At 37.2% G+C, this 19,219-nt stretch carries 16 protein-coding genes and 1 pseudogene; 10 read left to right on the top strand and 7 right to left on the bottom strand.

All coding sequences use genetic code 11. From position 1 onward, the window contains the following. Positions 1–5: 5 nt before the first annotated feature. The 4 genes from cysW to ACE38V_RS10955 form a co-directional block, all read right to left on the bottom strand. Complete coding sequence (gene cysW / locus ACE38V_RS10970; RefSeq protein ID WP_375841296.1) at positions 6–884, bottom strand: sulfate ABC transporter permease subunit CysW; 879 nt, start codon at positions 882–884, stop codon at positions 6–8. A 47-nt stretch (positions 885–931) separates the two neighbouring features. After that, positions 932–1,756, bottom strand: a complete 825-nt coding sequence (gene cysT, locus ACE38V_RS10965; protein WP_375841349.1) for a sulfate ABC transporter permease subunit CysT — start codon at positions 1,754–1,756, stop codon at positions 932–934. A gap of 487 nt (positions 1,757–2,243) precedes the next feature. Beyond that, entirely contained in the window at positions 2,244–3,311 is a 1,068-nt protein-coding gene (locus tag ACE38V_RS10960; RefSeq protein WP_375841295.1) for a sulfate ABC transporter substrate-binding protein, read from the bottom strand. Between the two features lie 150 nt (positions 3,312–3,461). Next, positions 3,462–3,626, bottom strand: a complete 165-nt coding sequence (locus ACE38V_RS10955; protein WP_375841294.1) for a YezD family protein — start codon at positions 3,624–3,626, stop codon at positions 3,462–3,464. A gap of 542 nt (positions 3,627–4,168) precedes the next feature. Here ACE38V_RS10955 and ACE38V_RS10950 point away from each other — a divergent pair. Both ACE38V_RS10950 and ACE38V_RS10945 read left to right on the top strand, forming a co-directional pair. Continuing rightward, positions 4,169–5,335 carry an MFS transporter gene (locus ACE38V_RS10950; protein WP_375841293.1) on the top strand — a complete coding sequence of 389 codons (1,167 nt, stop codon included), beginning with the start codon at positions 4,169–4,171 and terminating at the stop codon, positions 5,333–5,335. Positions 5,336–5,598: 263 nt separating this feature from the next. After that, positions 5,599–6,243, top strand: coding sequence for a lysoplasmalogenase (locus tag ACE38V_RS10945; protein WP_375841292.1), 645 nt, complete (start codon positions 5,599–5,601; stop codon positions 6,241–6,243). A 27-nt stretch (positions 6,244–6,270) separates the two neighbouring features. Here ACE38V_RS10945 and pgmB read toward each other — a convergent pair whose 3' ends face one another. Together pgmB and ACE38V_RS10935 are read right to left on the bottom strand one after the other, a co-directional pair. Next, positions 6,271–6,942, bottom strand: a complete 672-nt coding sequence (gene pgmB / locus ACE38V_RS10940; protein ID WP_375841291.1) for a beta-phosphoglucomutase — start codon at positions 6,940–6,942, stop codon at positions 6,271–6,273. A gap of 37 nt (positions 6,943–6,979) precedes the next feature. Next, positions 6,980–9,274 carry a glycoside hydrolase family 65 protein gene (locus tag ACE38V_RS10935; protein WP_375841290.1) on the bottom strand — a complete coding sequence of 765 codons (2,295 nt, stop codon included), beginning with the start codon at positions 9,272–9,274 and terminating at the stop codon, positions 6,980–6,982. 376 nt (positions 9,275–9,650) lie between these two features. On the opposite strand from ACE38V_RS10935, the gene ahrC reads away from it, so the two are divergent. From ahrC to ACE38V_RS10895, 8 genes and pseudogenes are all read left to right on the top strand, one after another. Then, entirely contained in the window at positions 9,651–10,112 is a 462-nt protein-coding gene (gene ahrC / locus ACE38V_RS10930) for a transcriptional regulator AhrC/ArgR (RefSeq protein WP_375841289.1), read from the top strand. Positions 10,113–10,446: 334 nt separating this feature from the next. Beyond that, entirely contained in the window at positions 10,447–11,682 is a 1,236-nt protein-coding gene (gene arcA, locus ACE38V_RS10925; protein ID WP_375841288.1) for an arginine deiminase, read from the top strand. Positions 11,683–11,767: 85 nt separating this feature from the next. Beyond that, entirely contained in the window at positions 11,768–12,793 is a 1,026-nt protein-coding gene (argF, locus tag ACE38V_RS10920) for an ornithine carbamoyltransferase (RefSeq protein WP_375841287.1), read from the top strand. Between the two features lie 124 nt (positions 12,794–12,917). Continuing rightward, complete coding sequence (arcD, locus tag ACE38V_RS10915; protein WP_375841286.1) at positions 12,918–14,348, top strand: arginine-ornithine antiporter; 1,431 nt, start codon at positions 12,918–12,920, stop codon at positions 14,346–14,348. Positions 14,349–14,366: 18 nt separating this feature from the next. After that, a complete protein-coding gene (gene arcC / locus ACE38V_RS10910) occupies positions 14,367–15,332 on the top strand; it encodes a carbamate kinase (RefSeq protein ID WP_375841285.1) in 966 nt (321 codons plus the stop codon). 210 nt (positions 15,333–15,542) lie between these two features. After that, positions 15,543–16,244: a Crp/Fnr family transcriptional regulator gene (locus ACE38V_RS10905; protein ID WP_375841284.1), complete on the top strand. Its 702-nt coding sequence runs from the start codon at positions 15,543–15,545 to the stop codon at positions 16,242–16,244. An 82-nt stretch (positions 16,245–16,326) separates the two neighbouring features. Then, positions 16,327–18,072: a methyl-accepting chemotaxis protein gene (locus ACE38V_RS10900; protein WP_375841283.1), complete on the top strand. Its 1,746-nt coding sequence runs from the start codon at positions 16,327–16,329 to the stop codon at positions 18,070–18,072. Between the two features lie 100 nt (positions 18,073–18,172). After that, positions 18,173–18,455 (top strand): annotated as a pseudogene (locus ACE38V_RS10895) (thioredoxin reductase); the annotation flags it as partial. A 278-nt stretch (positions 18,456–18,733) separates the two neighbouring features. Here the strand turns inward: ACE38V_RS10895 and ribH are convergent. Next, positions 18,734–19,201: a 6,7-dimethyl-8-ribityllumazine synthase gene (ribH, locus tag ACE38V_RS10890; RefSeq protein ID WP_375841282.1), complete on the bottom strand. Its 468-nt coding sequence runs from the start codon at positions 19,199–19,201 to the stop codon at positions 18,734–18,736. Between the last annotated feature and the right edge of the window lie 18 nt (positions 19,202–19,219).

Raw genomic sequence — 19,219 nt, 5'->3', positions numbered from 1 at the left:
CTGACTTAGGATTGCTGCACCTGCTGTTTTGCCTTCCATTCCACCACATTCTTTACCACTAAGGTAATAATCGCGAAAATAGACATTAAGGAAGCAACAGCAAAGGCAGCAGAAAATTGATATTCGTTATACAGTATTTCAATATGAAGGGGCATGGTATTAGTTAACCCTCTTATATGGCCAGAAACAACAGAGACGGCTCCAAACTCACCTATTGTCCGCGCACTGCAAAGAATCAGGCCGTACAGAAGTCCCCATTTTATATTGGGTAACGTAATCATAAAAAAGGTTTTCCACCCGCTTGCCCCTAAAGTTAATGAAGCCTCTTCATCATATGTTCCTTGCATTTGCATTAATGGAATCAATTCCCGAGCAACAAATGGTAATGTAACGAAAATCGTAGTCAAGACAATCCCCGGGACGGCAAAAATAATTTTAATATTATGATCGATAAGCCACGGTCCAAGCCAACCATGAGTTCCAAATAATAGCACAAAAATAAGCCCCGCAATAACAGGGGAAACCGCAAACGGAAGGTCGATAATCGTTATGAGGAGACTTTTCCCCTTAAAATGGAACTTCGTTACGGCCCATGCCGCCGCAACACCAAAAATAGCATTTAATGGTACAACCAGAATCGTAATGAGAATGGTCAACTTAATAGCTGCTAAAGCATCAGGATTACTTATCGCTGCCAAGTAGGCAGCAATCCCCTTGTCAAAAGCTTTAACAAAAATGGCAATCAAAGGCAGAATTAAAAATAAACCTAAAAACATAATAGCAATGACAATGAGTACCAACCGAACGATTAGTGACTCATTATTATTCACCCGTTGTTTTAATGGTGGAGGAGCGGCATTCTGTATTGGAACAATTCCGGCCATTTTTCTTTACTCCTTTCTCTATTAAAATCAATCATCCATAACAGCTTTTATTCAAATCTCCTATTCTGCCACCATTGCAAAAGATTAATCAACAATAATGTCAAAAAAGAAAACAATAACATAACCGCTGCAATGGCCGTTGCCCCAGAGTAATCATATTGTTCAAGCTTTGTCATGATTAACAGTGGAGTTATTTCTGTTTTCATCGGCATATTTCCCGCAATAAAAACGACCGACCCATATTCCCCAAGCGCTCTGGCAAAAGCTAAAGTAAAACCAGTTAAGGCGGCAGGTAATAATTCAGGAAATATCACCCTCACAAAGGTTTGCCAGCGATTTGCTCCCAGGCTTGCAGAAGCTTCTTCTAATTCTCTATTAATGTTATGCAAAACAGGCTGCACCGTTCTTACTACAAAAGGTAACCCAATAAATGTTAGAGCAATGACAATGCCTATAGAAGTAAAGGCTATTTTAAAGCCAAGAAATTGGCCGATCCATCCATTTTGCGCATATAAAGTTGTCAGCGCAATCCCTGCTATAGCTGTAGGCAGGGCAAATGGAAGGTCAACCAGACCATCCATAATTCTTACACCTGGAAATCGATAGCGAACAAGTACCCAGGCGATTAATATCCCAAATATTACATTAATAAAGGCCGCTATGAATGCAGCTCCAATACTTAATTTATAGGAAGCTACTACACGTGGTTCACTAATCGTTTTCCAAATTTCAGACCACTTTAAATCAAGTGTATTCAAAAAAACCATGGAGAGCGGCAATATAATCAGAAGACTTATGTAAAAAATAGTGAATCCAAGAGATAGACCAAACCCTGGTAGAACATTCATTTTTTTAGCCTTTATGCTTTCCATTCGTCCCATAATTGCACCTCCTTTACTATCTTGATCGTAATTCCATCAAAATAAGAGCTTGAAATCCCTTTTGGATAAAGTGAAACTTCCATCAGTGGGGGTTTTCATTCATCCCCCACTGATGGTTAGTCACGCAGAGCCTGATTGATTTTTCTAAGGGCTGAAGCCCAAAGAAAAATCTTATTTCACTTATCACGCTCATAACGCCACGTCCTGTGGCTTCGCCTGACTAGGACCTCCTGTCCGTCGTCGGACCTTTACGGACAGTTGATCTCCCACTTATCTTCTTTGTATTCTCAGAATCTTGAAGTGGGAGTCTTACTGTCCGTTAAGAGTGGGATAAATTCGAAACACCTATAAAAGAAAATCATCTTTAATCAAACGTTTGATTGAATATCTCGCTCCTAGCTAATCGAATATATTTTTTTTAAACAAACGTTTGATTGAACAAAAATTTAATCAAACGTTTGTTTAATTTAAAAATTCATTATTTAGGCTGATAAATTTGATCAAATGTCCCGCCATCACTAAAGTGTTCCTTTTGCGCCTTTTGCCATCCTCCAAATTCATCATCAATATTGACTAAATTAATTTCAGGGAAAGTATCTTTATATTTAGCTAGAATTTCAGGATTTCTTGGCCGATAATAATTTTTAGCTGCAATTTCTTGCCCTTTATCGCTGTATAAATATTTCAAATAAGCTTCAGCAACTTCCTTTGTTCCCTTTTTATCAACTACTTTATCTACAACAGCAACAGGTGGTTCAGCAAGAATGCTTATAGAAGGAACGACAATCTCGAACTTATCCTTTCCTAATTCATTTAATGTCAAGAAGGCTTCATTTTCCCACGCGATTAAAACATCTCCAATTCCTCTTTCAACAAATGTAGTCGTAGAACCACGCGCACCAGAATCCAATACCTCGACATTTTTATATAATTTGCTCATAAACCCCTTAATCTTCTTTTCATCACCCTGATATTGATCCTTGGCAAAGGCCCAGGCTGCAAGATAATTCCATCGTGCACCTCCGGAAGTTTTAGGATTTGGTGTAATCACTGAAATTCCTTTCTTTGTTAAATCGTCCCAATCTTTAATTCCTTTTGGATTCCCCTTTTTAACAAGAAAAACAATCGTTGATGTATATGGAGTAGAATTATGATCTAATCGTGATTGCCAATTCTTATCAATAAGTCCTTGATTAGCAATTTCGTCAATATCATAAGCCAGAGCTAAAGTAGCAACATCTGCTTCAAGCCCATCAATAATGGCACGACCTTGTTTTCCTGATCCGCCGTGGGATTGTTTAACCGTAACCGTTTGTCCTGTTTTTTCCTTCCAATATTTTGCGAATTCAGCATTATATTCTTGGTAAAGCTCTCGAGTTGGATCATAAGAAACATTTAATAGTTCAATAGGTTCTTTCGATTTTTCTCCGCCCCCATTGTCCCCTTTCTTTGAGCTGGCTGTTTGATCATCACCACATCCTGCAAGAATACCCGCTAATAATACAAAGACAAATAACCATTTTAAACTCCATTTCTGATCCTTCATTAAAAAGCTCCCCCTTATCTTTTTTTCCAAGTAAAAAGGCCGCCTATTTTCGATAAAAAACATCGTCAGGATCAATCTAAAAAATCCCCAACAGTATTTTAAAGAAAATAAGCAGCCTTCAGTCCGCCTGATCAGCGCCTTCTAATTAATTTATTTATTACCAATAACTGGTCTTTTTAATTGAAAACGATTCTTCTCCGTTCGATCCACTTGTGTAATCTCACCATCATGAACAGTAATCAGCACCGAACCAAATCGAATATCCTTAATCACCGATAAAATATAATTTAGTTTTTCTTGATCAACTTTCCCCATTTGTATAACCCCCTTATCCTATATTATTAATAGCACATATGAATACTAGGGATTATGAGGTAAAAAAGACCTTCCCTAGCTTCTAACGATAAAACGATAGACTTTTTTCTCATTCGGCATAAGACAACACAGTGGATCACTCATATACTAACCTCCCCATTTCAATAATAAAAAGGCTTATACCCTTAATTTAAGAGTATAAGCCTTTGGTTTTCCAATCAGCTTAACATTTCATCTTGAATGGTTATCTTTCCCTTTTGTTAATTATCATTCTATTCTGACTTTTCCTAGGTGTCAAGTGTGATTTAGAATTTTTTCAAAATTTAGTTTGATGACAAACAAGAGAAAGACTACTAATTTTTATTTGCAATTTTCAATCCATTCAATCAGTCAGTAAATATATGAATGCCGAAAAGTTTACAAGCTCCTACTTTTGTTGGTAAAATTTTTTCATTAACTAAAATTTGCTAAGGCTTTCTTAAGGTCAACAATTAAAGGATGAATTGATTTCCCTATCATGGGAAAAGGGAGTTGATGAACAGATGAATACGAAAAAAGCTTTGCCTATATTATTCTTAGTCATGTTCTTAGTGATGGTTGGATTTGGAATTATTATTCCAGTTCTACCGTTTTATGCAGAAAAGATAGGAGCTAACCCAACGGAATTAGGATTATTAATGTCTATCTATTCCTTCATGCAGCTTTTATTTGCTCCTATATGGGGAAGAGTATCAGACAGAATAGGAAGAAAACCTGTTATTATGGTTGGAATTATTGGGCTCTCTCTCTCCTTCTTCTTAATGTCTATTTCAACAAATTTATGGATGTTATTTATCGCAAGAATTATCGGTGGATCACTCTCCGCAGCCAATATGCCAACTGTAATGGCCTATGTTGCTGATATCACGACTCCTGAAAACAGGGCAAAAGGAATGGGAATGATTGGTGCGGCAACTGGACTTGGATTTATCTTCGGACCAGCAATCGGTGGAGTTTTTTCAAAAATAAATTTGAATACTCCATTTTACATTGCAGCCACTTCTTCTCTCATCACCTTCTTTCTCGTCATGATTCTTTTAAAAGAGTCTTTGCCAATCGAGGAAAGAGGAAAACAGAAGGAGAGTGAGACATCCATCTGGGACGTATTTAAGACTTCCTTATCTGTGTTGTTTATTCTCCAATTGTTTATTTCCATTTCACTATCGGGCTTGGAATCAACTTTTGCTTATTTCGGTGCAAAAAAGGCCGGGCTGGATACTGTCAACCTTGGCTATATTTTCATGATCATGGGCTTAGGAAGCGCATTTGTCCAAGGAGGGCTAATCGGAAAATTATCGAAAAAATTTGGGGATGGAGCGGTCATCAAAGGCGGAATTATTGTATCTGCCATCGGCTTTGCTCTCATTCTTCTAGTGAATAGCTTTACAACAGCAGCGATTTTCCTAACGATATTTGGGCTCGGCAACGGCGTCATTCGCCCAGCTGTCTCTTCCCTGCTCACGAAAGAATCCCATTCAGGTCATGGAAGTATTACCGGCTTTCTATCCTCCTTCGATTCCTTAGGGAGAATTATCGGTCCAACATTAGGGGGATGGTTATTCTCCATCTCTGCCGGTCTGCCTTATATTTCAGGTATCATATTATCCGTGATCGCATTTATTCTTTATATGGTTTACCATGCAAAATCTAGAACAACTCAGGTAGCTTAAAAATTAATGCATTCTCTTGGAAAAAATAAGAATCTTCTTTAAAAGAACCACATGCTATTAGATATGACATGTGGTTCTTTTAGTAAGGAGGTTAGGATGACAAAAAGCCAAAGATTTGGGACTTAGTGTGGACATAGAAATCGGATAGTTTTGCTCTTCATCCAATGAACGCACCATAAACCATCTCATCCACACCCCCTCATTAAAAGAAGGATTTTCCCTCCCACTTTTGAATAATATAAAAAAAACAAGGAGGGTTTCCCATGCAAAAGCATCTCCCCATGATGATTTTATTAACGGGTATCATTTATATTTTTTTCATTCCTGCAGAACCAATCCTAATCAAAATCAGCTTCAAAATCATTCCAATGTTGTTCATCATTTTATATGCATCTCAAAATCTAGCCCAAAATAAGCAAAAGTCTTCATGGTTTATCATCGTAGGACTTGTGTTTTGCATGCTTGGGGATGGTCTATTAATTTGGTTTATCATTGGCCTATCTGCTTTTTTGATTGGCCATCTCTTTTATTTGATTGGGTTTTTAGCCAAATTCTCTTTTTCATGGTCAAGACTGCCCACCCTCCTACCTATAAGTATTTATGCTGTAATTATGGGTAGTCATCTAATTTACGCACTGCAAAGTCACGGAGACCAAAGTCTAATATGGCCTGTCCTTCTTTATATAACGATTATCTCCTTAATGGCTTGGTCAGCAATTATGACTGGAAACGGGTGGGCAACATGGGGCAGTGCCTTATTTGTGATATCAGACTCGATTCTTGCTTGGAATAAATTTATTGCCGGAATTACATTTTCCGATGAATTGATTATGATAACCTACTATACTGCACAATTTTTCATGGCCAAAAGCCTTCGTGTTACCCCCACCACTCACAGAGAAGGCTAACTCTGCCTTTAGAGTTAGCCCTACTCCTTATTCTTGATTATAACGGTCCAAAATTTCATTCAAGGATACAAAAGCGGTATTTTCATAAACCATATCCGCTTTTGTAAAGGACTCCCTCTTTCCAACGGCTACGGCAAACATCCCAGCTGCTTTAATTGCCTCAACGCCCGCGACCGCATCCTCCATCCCAATACAAGTGGATGCGTCTACATGCAATAAATCAGCCGCCTTAAGGAAAACCTCAGGATTTGGTTTCCCATTCACAACTGTTTTCGCATCTACGATCGCATCAAACACTTCCATCAGCCCTAGTGATTCCATAACCGCAAATGCATTTTTACTTGCAGACGCCAATCCAAGCTTTAAACCCTTTTCCTTAATGGAAAATATAAACTCTTTCATCCCAGGAAGGATGTCATCAGGCGTAATTTTTTGAATGAGTGTTCGGTAATGATCATTTTTTTTCGCAGCAAGCTTTTCTTTTTCCTCAGAAGAAAAATCTGCTGAACGCCCTCCTATTTCTAGGATTTTCTCAAGAGATTCCATTCTTGAAATTCCTTTTAACATTTCATTATCTTCCCTCGTAAAACGAATACCCATATCCTCTGCCAGAGCCTTCCATGCCAAAAAATGATATTCCGCTGTATCGGTTATTACTCCATCTAAATCAAAAATAATTGCGCTTAAATTCTTATCCATTAAATCCTCTCCCTTGTATAGTAAATATCCGTTCGCTTTATCTTTTTAAAGATACCTTTATTTCTCCATTAGCCGGCAGCTGAATTTCTTCATCATACAGTTTAATAGCCAATTCGTTGCCCTCTTGTGAAATGAAAACATCCTTTTGTGTAACATTGATCTTCATAAAGTGGCCGCGATACACAATTTTAAACGTATAAGAATCCCATGCCTTCGGAACAAATGGGGCAAAAGAAAGAGTTTCATATGCCGTTCTCATTCCGGCAAAACCTTGAACAATGGCAAGCCACGCCCCAGTCATACTGGTAATATGAAGACCATCCTCTGTATCATTATTATAATTGTCTAAATCTAGACGGGCTGTCCTTTGATACATTTCGTATGCCTTTTCTTCTTTGCCAAGCTCTGCTCCTAAAATAGCATGAACAGAAGGAGACAAGGAAGATTCATGAACAGTCATCGGCTCATAAAAATCAAAGTTTCTCTCTTTTTCTTCTCGAGTAAACTCATGATTCAAAAAGTATAATCCTTGGAGGACATCAGCTTGTTTAATAAAGCAGCTGCGCAAAATTTTATCCCATGACCATTTTTGGTTAATTGGGCGTTCTTCTGGACTCAAGTGATCAACAGTCATTAACTCTTTATCTAGGAATGTATCATGCTGGACAAATACTCTAAGCTCTTCATCATATGGCAAATACATTTTTTCGATAATATCGTTCCATTTCTTTACTTCCTGCTCGGTAATTTTTAATTCCTGCACCCGCTTTTCATATCCAGAAGCTTTTATAATCTCAATTACTTCAAGAGTGTACTTTAATGTCCATCTAGCCATAAGATTGGTATACCAATTGTTATTTACATTGTTTTCATATTCATTCGGTCCTGTGACACCATGAATCATGTATTGATCCTTCTTCTTATGATAATGAACGCGATCAGCAAAAAATCTTGCTATTCCTGTCAGGACATCAATCCCCTTTTCATGTAGATAGGACTTATCACCCGTATAGTTGACATAATTATAGATCGCGTAAGCAATGGCCCCATTCCGGTGGATTTCTTCAAACGTAATCTCCCATTCATTATGACATTCAATTCCGTTAAATGTGACCATTGGATAGAGCGCGCCTTTTAAGCCTTGTTGCTTCGCATTATGATAAGCGCCCTTCAATTGATTATAGCGATAGACTAAAAGATTACGAGCTACTTCAGGTTTTGCCGTTGCTAAATAAAGAGGTAAGGCATAGGCTTCCGTATCCCAATAAGTCGCTCCACCATACTTTTCACCGGTAAAACCTTTAGGGCCAATATTTAATTGTGCATCTTCCCCGTAATATGTGGAGAATAGCTGGAATAAATTAAAACGAATGCCTTGCTGAGCTTCCTCATCCCCCTTAATTTCAATATCACAAATATCCCAACGTTTTAACCACTCAGCCTTATGCTCGCTAAATAGTGGATCAAACCCTTTTTCCATTGCCCTTTTCAAAACTGTATCCGCTTTCTCTAGCAACTCAAAATTCTGATAATCACGGTCTGTTGTTACTGCAACGTATTTGTAAAGTGTCACTGGATGATTTTCCTTTAATGAAACCACCAAAGTGTTATCGATATACTCTTCTTTTTGATTATAAGAAATGGATTGAATATCACCGTCAATTGCGAGCTTCATTTTGGCCGCTATCTGAAATGTGGGTGTTCCAAAAGGGTTATCCTTCGTTTTCATCACTAAATGACCTTGGAAGTCTTTGACTCCTCGGCTGATTTCTAGCCAGAAGTCTTCCTCATAATTGGAATCTTCATTTCTCACATCCCCATCTAAGTAAGGAATAAATGTAATTTCTCCCTGATAGTTTTTTGCCGTTGCTGTATATTTAATAACTGCAAGCTCGTGATCAGCAATTGAAAGAAAACGAATCACTTCAAATTCAGTTATTTTTTCTTTATGCCTCACGGTAAATCGCCGTGTTAAAACCCCATGCTGCATATCCAATTCACGGTAATAATCTAATAGATTTGCTGTATTCAAGTCGAGCTCTACTCCGTCAATCAAGATTCGAACGCCAATGTAATGAATCGAATTAATTACTTTTCCAAAATAATGAGGGTAACCATTTTTCCACCAGCCGACTCTTGTCTTATCCGGATACCAAACTCCTGCAATGTAGGAGCCTTGATGATGGTCTCCACTATAAGTTTCCTCAAAGTTTCCACGCATCCCCATATGCCCATTTCCAAGACTCATCATACTTTCTGCTAAGCGGAAATCTTCACGGTTTAATGCACTCTCTTTAATTTTCCATTGATCAATCCCAAATAATCTCTTCATTTATCTCACCTCATATATTCTAATGCAAACGTTTGCACAATCGAGTAAAAAAAATAAAATTCGCTACTTATATTTTTATTGTAAAGGATTTCACAAAAAAAATCATGATAAAAATTCAATTTTTTTAATAAAGTATTTGTTCCTCCCTTTAGGCCTTCCGCTATTAAAGGATTATCCTTTTTTAATGAATGATGTCTCGATAAATTTCAGGCTTCACATTTTTTTGATCACAGCCTTCTCTTATTTCTACATGTAAAATAATTGACACTTTTCTAAAATAATTATATAACGATTAGGGTGTAAAATTTAATTGGAATCCCTTACATTTATATCATTCAGAGAGTAGCTGCTGTTCAAAAATTGCGAGGTGCAGTTGATGCTGAAAGAAGAACGACAAAAACTAATCAAGGATATTATCAAAAAATATGAAGTTGAAACTCAGGATGACATCGTACAATACCTAAATAAAGCGGGCTTAACCGTGACACAAGCAACGATTTCACGAGACTTAAGAGAATTAAACCTAATTAAGATTCCTCTGAACAATGGAAAATTTAAATATGGGATCCCTGTTGAAACTCATTTTCAACCAGAAGAACGACTTAAAAGAGTGATGAATGATGCTTGTATCAAAATTTCTTTAGTCGATCAATTCGTTGTCATCAAAACCATCCCTGGTAATGCCCATGCTGTTGGTGTTTTATTAGATGACCTTTCATGGGAGGAAAAGGTTGGTACAGTTTGTGGAAATGATACCTGCCTAATAATTTCCGCTACTCCACACGAGGCGGAAATTATTGAAAGCCGCTTAAAACAAATGATTACACTTTATGCTTAAAAACCAGTCCATTCAGACTGGTTTTTTCTATTTTTACCAAGCTATGATTTATCCCCATATCTTTTAGATGTCAGAATAAACTTTCTTTTTCCCACTAAATTGCATATTATTCAGTTTTTATTCATGTCATTTTCCCGTTATTTAATAGCAAAACCAAATGACCATGTTTAAGCTCACCAATATTCATACATCAACTTGAATTTTTCCTATCATTCTTTGTGGAATAATTCACAAAGAAAGCGTTACCTCCTTCACAAAAACGTTTTCATTTTCGCTATATCATAAAAAGTGTAAAGGATATCCAAAGTTAACTACAAAAGGAGGAACAAAACTGATGAAACATCCAATACATGTTACATCTGAAATTGGTGATTTAAAGACAGTCTTATTGCATAGACCAGGTAAAGAAGTTGAAAATTTAACACCTGAATATTTACAAAGATTACTATTCGATGATATTCCCTATCTTCCTACTATCCAAAAAGAACATGATTATTTTGCAAATGCCTTAAGAAACCGCGGTATAGAAGTTTTATATCTAGAAAAATTATTAGCAGAAGCATTAAGCACCGAAGAAGTTCGCCACCAATTTGTAGATCAAATTTTAGCTGAAAGTAAAGCAAATGTGAATGGTGCAGGAAGAACTCTTCGTGAGTATCTACTATCTTTCCCAACTGAAGTCATGATCGATAAAATCATGTCAGGCGTTTTAAAAACTGAAATTGAGGAAGAAAAGAAAACTCATCTTTATGAAATAATGGGTGATCACTATCCATTCTACTTGGATCCAATGCCAAACCTATATTTCACTCGTGACCCAGCAGCATCCATTGGAAATGGACTAACCATTAATAGAATGCGCGAAGGTGCAAGACGTAGAGAATCCATGTTTATGGATTACATTATCAAGTACCATCCACGATTTGCTAAACATGACATTCCAGTTTGGCTTGGAAGAGATTACGGATTCTCTATTGAAGGTGGAGATGAGTTAATTCTTAGCAAAGACACCATTGCCATTGGGGTAAGTTCCAGAACTTCCGCTCGAGCTATTGAAAAACTAGCGGTTAATCTATTTAAACGCCAAAGTGAAATCACTAGAGTAGTGGCTGTTGAAATTCCTAAATCAAGAGCATTCATGCATCTTGATACAGTATTCACAATGGTTGACTATGATAAATTCACCATCCATCCAGCCATCCAAGGGCCAGATGGAAATATGAGAATTTACATCCTTGAAAAAGATATTAAGGATCCGGAAAAGGTTCAAATTGCAGAACGAAATAATATTAAAGAAGCCTTAAAAGAAGTACTTGGCTTAAGTGAAATCAATCTTATCCCTTGTGGTGGCGGAGATATTATCATCTCAGCACGTGAACAATGGAATGATGGATCAAATACTCTAGCTATCTCACCTGGGGTAGTTGTCACATATGATAGAAACTATGTATCTAATGAAATTCTAAGATCAAATGGCATCGAAGTTATTGAAGTATTAAGTTCGGAGCTCTCTAGAGGTCGTGGGGGCCCACGTTGCATGAGCATGCCATTATATCGTGAAGATATTTAACGAATTCTTTCAACAATATATGGGGGATAGACAACTTCTACTCCCTCACCTTTCATTCTTAATTTTTATAAAGGTGGAGATATAAATGATTACAGAAGTAAAACCATTAAACGTTGATCTAAAAGGTAGAAGCTTCCTAGCAGAAAAAGATTTCACAGAAAATGAAATCAACTATCTAATCGATTTAGCAGCAGAATTAAAACAACAGAAAAAAATTGGAATCCCTCATAAATATTTAGAAGGAAAAAATATTGCCCTTCTTTTTGAAAAACCATCAACTAGAACAAGATGTGCATTTACCGTTGCTTGTATCGATTTAGGAGCCCATCCTGAATATTTAGGTAAAGGTGACATTCAATTTGGTAAGAAAGAATCCGTTGCCGATACAGCAAAAGTACTAGGAAGAATGTTTGACGGCATCGAGTTCCGCGGATTCAAGCATGAAACAGTAGAAGCCCTTGCAGAATATTCTGGAGTACCTGTTTGGAATGGCTTAACAGACCTTTTCCATCCAACTCAAATGCTAGCAGACTTCTTAACTGTAAAAGAACATATCGGTCACTTAAAAGGCGTGAAATTTGTCTATGTCGGTGATGGCCGTAATAACGTCGCTAACAGCTTATTGATTGGTGGAGCAAAAGTAGGTATGGACATTCGTATTTGCTCACCTAAATCCCTATTCCCTAATGAGGAAATTGTCAAATACGCTAAAGAAGTTGCTCTTGAATCAAACGGAAGAGTAGTTGTAACGGATAATGTAGATGAAGCCGTCGATGGTGCAGATGTTCTTTACACAGATGTTTGGGTTTCAATGGGTGAAGAAGATATGTTTGAAGAAAGAATTAAACTATTAAAACCATATCAAGTCAATATGGAAATGGTTAAGAAAACAGGCAATGATGATGTCATCTTCCTTCACTGCTTACCTGCATTCCATGACTTAGATACATCTGTAGGCCGTGAAATCTATGAAAAATACGGGTTAACTGCAATGGAAGTAACAGATGAAGTATTCCAAAGCAAACATGCCCATGTATTTGATGAAGCAGAAAATCGTATGCATACCATTAAAGCCGTAATGGTAGCAACTAGCAGTAAATACAAAGCATAAATCATATAAACTCTATGGTTGGCACCGTTCTTAATATTTTGGGTGTCAGCCATAGATATCAATGTTTCATATTACCTCAATAAGTAAAACCCTTTGTTTTTCCTATATTTGGAGGTGTTAGAACATGGAATCTGATAAAAAATTAGGTCTCTTCTTATTAATCGCCCTAGTCGTTGGTTCAATGATCGGTGGCGGAGCCTTTAACTTAGCAAGCGATATGGCTGCAGGTGCTAATGCCGGTGCGATTATCATCGGTTGGATTATAACCGGTGTCGGAATTATCGCTTTAGGACTCGCATTCCAAAACTTAACGATGCGAAAACCTGATTTAGAAGGCGGAATTTATAGTTATGCCAAGGCTGGTTTTGGTAGTTACATGGGCTTCAATAGTGCATGGGGTTACTGGTTATCAGCATGGCTTGGAAACGTTGCTTATGCCACTTTGGTTTTTAGCTCAATTGGCTATTTCTTCCCAGTGTTTGATGGGGGCCAAAATGTCGCATCTATCATCGGAGCATCTGTATTACTATGGTGCGTCCACTTCCTAATTTTACGAGGAGTGCATTCAGCCGCACTTGTGAACTTAGTAACAACCATTGCAAAATTAGTTCCTGTTTTTGTATTTATCGTCATCGCTCTTATTGCTTTTAATGTCGATACGTTCAATTTAGATTTCTGGGGTCCAAATGGAGCAGATTTCTCATGGTCTTCCGTGAAAGACCAAGTCTCCAGTGTTATGCTCGTTACCCTCTGGGTATTCATCGGGGTTGAAGGAGCCGTCGTTTTATCTGGACGTGCCAAAAACCGCAGTGACATTGGGAAAGCAACAGTCATTGGTTTGATTGGTACATTAATCATCTACATTCTTATTTCCTTACTTTCTATGGGTATTATGTCTAAAGGTGAGCTTTCAGACCTTCAAAACCCAGCAATGGCATATGTTTTGGAATCTGTTGTAGGTAAATGGGGCGCCGTATTCATCAATATCGGCTTAATCATATCTGTTTTAGGAGCATGGCTTGGCTGGACCTTACTCGCTTCTGAGATTCCATATGTTGCGGCTAAGGACGGAGTTTTCCCTAAATGGTTTGCCAAAGAAAATAAAAACAAAGCACCAATTAACTCATTATGGATAACAAACGGTTTAGTCCAAGTTTTCTTAATCACATTCTTAATTTCAGATCAAGCTTATAATTTTGCTTTTTCACTTGCTTCATCAGCTATCTTAATTCCATATCTTTTCTCAGCTCTCTATCAATTTAAATTGTCCTTTACAGGAGAAAGCTATGCGGCAAATGAAAGTCGGGTAAAGGATATCATACTTGGAGCAATTGCAAGTATATACGCACTCTGGCTCGTTTATGCGGCAGGTATGAGCTACTTGTTACTAACCATGATTCTTTATGCACCAGGTATCTATATCTTTAGCAGATCACAAAAAGAAAATAAAACAGACAAACTATTTACGAAATATGAATGGGTTGCAGCAGCGATTATCTTCATCTTAGCTGTTTGGGCCATCATTGAATTAGCATTAGGTAAAATTTCTATCTAACAGTTGGAGGAGTTCTTCATGAATAGAAAAAAAGTGGTTATTGCTCTCGGAGGGAATGCTATACAATCAGGAGATGCAACTGCTGAAGCACAGCAAAAAGCTCTCGAAGATACAGCCCTTCAATTAGTTAAAATTATTAAAGAAGGCTTTGATATTGTCATCACCCATGGAAACGGCCCACAAGTTGGAAATATCTTACTGCAACAAAAAGCAGCAGATAGTAAAAATACACCTGCTATGCCATTAGATACATGTGGTGCCATGAGTGAAGGAATGATTGGTTACTGGATGCAAAATGCAATCGATAAAGCTCTTACAGCCAATCATATTGAAAAAGATGTTGTTACCATTATCACCCGTACGGAAGTAGGATTACATGACCAAGCATTTAATCATCCTACTAAACCAATTGGACCTTTCTATCAAGAGGATGAAGCGAAACAATTGATGGCCGAACAAAATCTTGTATTTAAAGAAGATGCTGGTAGAGGCTGGCGCCGTGTTGTCCCTTCACCAAAGCCAATCAATATATTTGAGCATCGCATCATCAATAATTTAGTAAATAACGGAAATATTGTTATCGCAGTTGGCGGCGGTGGAATTCCTGTTTACCAAGACTTCTCTGGAATTCACGGAGTAGAAGCAGTTATTGATAAAGACTTTGCTGCACAAAAACTTGCTGAATTAGTAGATGCAGATATTCTATTAATCTTAACGGCGGTGGAAAATGTAGCAATTAACTTTAACAAACCTAATCAAGAATCATTAACGAATACAACAGTTGATCAATTACAAGAATATATTCAAGACAACCAGTTTGCTCCAGGCAGTATGCTTCCTAAAGTAGAAGCAGCGATTGACTTTGCAAAATCTAGAGATGGCCGTGAGTCCATCATTACTTCTTTAGATTATGCATATGAAGCATTGGTCAAACAGGCTGGCACACATATATCCGCTCAAATACGAGAAACTGTTGTTGGCTAAATTGGGTTATAACCCTCCTGAGGCTGTCTTATATGATAGCCTCTTTCTATTGGATTTCACCATTTGATTCCTATTGTTCTATTAATGCGAGGCAAATGTTATTAATTCGACATAACGATTTTTATACTTAAATCTCTATAAATGGTAAAATAGAAGTAGAAAGGCATCTTAGAATAAACTAGAAATTGCTTTGTAAGGAGGTAAAATAATTTGAAACGTGAAGGAATGGTAGAAATCCTAAAGAAATTCGAAATTTTTACTTATTCTACAGAAAAGCAATTAGAAGAAATATCCTGCTTTGTATATGGCAGAACATACAAAAAAGGACAGCAATTATTTACAGTTGGGGATCCCCGGGAGAGAATTTACCTTTTAGTCAATGGATTTGTAAAGTTTGAAAAAACCAATCCAACAGCAACACTTGCTTATGCAGATTATATTAGTCCCAATACCTTATTTCCATATGGTGGCTTCTTTTCAGACAAAGAATATCATTACACAGCAATTGCCATTACTGATGTGGAACTCTATTATATCCCAACCTTTTACTTTGAAGATATGATCCAACAAAACCGCAACCAATTGATATTCTTAGTGCAAAAACTATCCACCCTGCTCCATCTACATGAATCCAGGCTCCAAACCATCACTAATTCCAATGCACAAGATAGAGTGATTCATGCTTTAAGCTATCTTATGACTGACCTTGGTGTGAAAGAAGGAGGAGATGTCGTAGTAGGTTGCCCTATGACGACAACAGAAATCTCAAAAATATCGGGAACATCACGAGAGACCGTAAGTCATGTTATTCAAGACTTAAAAAAGAGCAATGTACTATCCTTCGCATCCAAAAAAATTACGATTCATGATGAGGAATTTTTTAATAAAGTTGGAGGAAATTATTTTAACTGATAAATGAATACTAGAAATAAGCATATGTAATCTGCACTCTTTACGACTGTTCATTTATACTTTACGGAATAGGAAGATTATTATGAGTAAAAACCTTAAACTAGGTACAAAAATTACTTTATCTATTATGCTCTCAATGCTTATCATCCTATTAATAACAGTTTTTATTTTGTTGAAAAATACCAATAACGCTGTAGAAAGCACAATTTCTAATTCTAGTGTTCAAACGGCCAGAAATATCGCAAAATCAATCGACCCTAATGTTTATTCCCGCTTCATGCAAGCTAAGCAGGAAACAGATGATTACTGGGCTTTAAGAGAGCAAATTAATGATTATCGGATTAAATCCGGAGCAATTTATGCTTATACATTAGAAGTGGATCAAAACAATAAGGTTCATATGATTGTTGATGGTTTACCTAGAGATTCAAAAATTTCAGCCAAGATTGGTGATTTAACTACTGCTACAACGTATCAGGATGTTGCCCCTGTGTTAAAGGGAAAAACGAACCATACAGAAATTGTTCACGACCCTGAATATGGAGATTACTTATCCGCTTTTGCACCTATTAAAGATGAGAGTGGCAAAATTATAGGAATCTTAGGCGTTGATATTGATGCTAAATCAGTGGCTAGCATTCAATCCACGGTAACGAAGGATAATCTTCCCTTTTTTCTCTCTATTAGTGTAATAGCCATCATTCTCGCTAATATCTTTCTATATTTCTATGTAAAACGGCAATTAAGGGTTCTCCCTTTTATTGGACAAACTGCAACGGAAATAGCAGAAGGAAATTTAAAGGGTGCACAGGAAATCGTTAATACCTTCCCTAAGCAAAGCAACCGGGATATTACCCTTTTAGCGGAAGATTTCAAACGGATGACACATAATACGATTTCCATGATACAAAATATTTCCATCACAGCAAATAAGCTGATTGAATCCTTTAACCATTTACATCAGAGCTTCCTCATTGCTGAGGAGTCCAATAAAAATATTTCTTTAGCCGTGAAGGAAGTAGCCGAAAATAATTCGGTTCAATCCGAAAGATCCAAGGAGTCTTCCGTTGCTGTGGAGGAAATGGCAACAGGAATTCAAAAAATAGCGGAATCTGCTACCGCTGTATCTGAGTCATCCATTGGTGTAAACAATGAATTAGAATCCGGTAATGCCAAGCTTACGAAATTATCGAACCAGATGGACAAAATTCAAGGAGCAGTCTTAGATTCATCTAGCATTATCAAGGAATTAGGTGAGCAAGCAAGCGGCATAGAAGTCATTGTTAAGACCATTTCGGCCATCGCTGATCAAACCAATTTATTAGCCTTAAATGCAGCGATTGAAGCGGCTCGTGCCGGTGAACATGGAAAAGGATTTGCTGTTGTTGCTGATGAAGTGAGAAAGCTTGCGGAACAATCAAAAGAATCAGCTGAACAAATAAATCAACTCATAAAAAATTATCAGTCCGTCACCATAGGTGCTGTAAACAATATGGAAAAGGGTTTATCCGAGGTGGAAATGGGATCTAAAGCAGTAGAAGAAGTGAATATCACCTTCAATAAAATATTCAAGGATATTCGAACAGTCAACGATGAGATTCAAAGCACTTCAGCCATTACGGAAGAAATGTCAGCGACAACTGAAGAAGTGGCTGCTTCCGTTGAAGAATTCTTCAAGCTTTCCCAAGTTACAACAGATCATTCAGTCGAAGTAGCCTCTTCAGCTGATGAACAAATACAATCTCTTAAAGAAATGAACCAATATACTGCTGAATTACAAACACTTGCAAAAGAACTAGAGGCTACAATCAATCGATTTACTATATAAAAGAAGTGACAGAAACCATCCTTCAATGGATGAATCTGTCACTTTTTCATTAATAAATAGAGAAAATAAGGTGTACCGCTCAAGGCAACCAGAGGCATTTCTTCTAAAAAATAGCAAATTAAACCCAAAAACTGTAGATAATTTTTTATTAGAGGCAGGCAAACAGCCAAACCTCCGTTGAAGGTCTTTATGCTGCCGGGGATATTCTAACACATGAAGAGAAAATCAATCTTATCGCTGGAGCATTTCAAGATGCAGCGAATGCGGTAAACCAAGCAAAACGCTTTATCCAACCCTCTGCCCATAAAACAGCCATGGTATCATCTCATAATGAACTATGTACAAAGCGTAATCGAGAATTAGTAAAACAAGTGGTTAAATAATCTGGAATCCTATATTCATAAGCAATCGGGATCCTTGTTAGAAAAGCTACTTTTGTAAATATTCATTCAATAAAGATCTCTCTATATCTATTGGAAAATATTTTTCTTTTCTTCAAGCCCTGTTGTCTTTTTTTGCTCTATCAAAAATTGACACTTATATTGACCTCCATTTATTAACTACATGAAAGAATTCCCCCTTGTTAATCTCTTTAATAATAAAGCGCTAGAACATCCCCCTCAGGTTGTCCCAGCGCTTTATCTTTTTTTATATTTTTTAATTATCCAATTTGCCTTGTAAGATTTGCCATTTCAATTGCAGAAACCGCAGAGTCCCACCCTTTATTTCCTGCCTTTGTCCCTGCTCTTTCAATTGCCTGTTCAATGGATTCAGTTGTTAATACGCCAAATATAACAGGAATTCCTGTATTCATTGAGGTTGCCGCAATTCCTTTTGCTGCTTCATTGCAGACATAATCAAAATGGGGAGTGGATCCACGTATAACCGTTCCAAGTGTAATGACTGCATCGTATTTTGCACTCTGTGCCATTTTCTGAGCGATAAACGGAATTTCAAATGCACCTGGAACCCACGCGATCTCAACATCCTCTTCACTAACTCCGTGTCTTTTCAGAGCATCCTGTGCTCCACTTAATAATTTACTTGTAATAAATTCATTAAATCGCCCGACTACGATTCCAATCTTAAGACCCGTTCCAACTAAATTTCCCTCAAACGTTTTTGCCATTATCATACTTCCTCCCTT

Origin of the sequence: Cytobacillus sp. Hz8 (assembly GCF_042263505.1) — a bacterium.
Taxonomy (GTDB): domain Bacteria; phylum Bacillota; class Bacilli; order Bacillales; family Cytobacillaceae; genus Bacillus_BE.
Note: the sequence above shows the minus strand (reverse complement) of the source record. Positions and strands in the feature narration are given on the sequence as shown.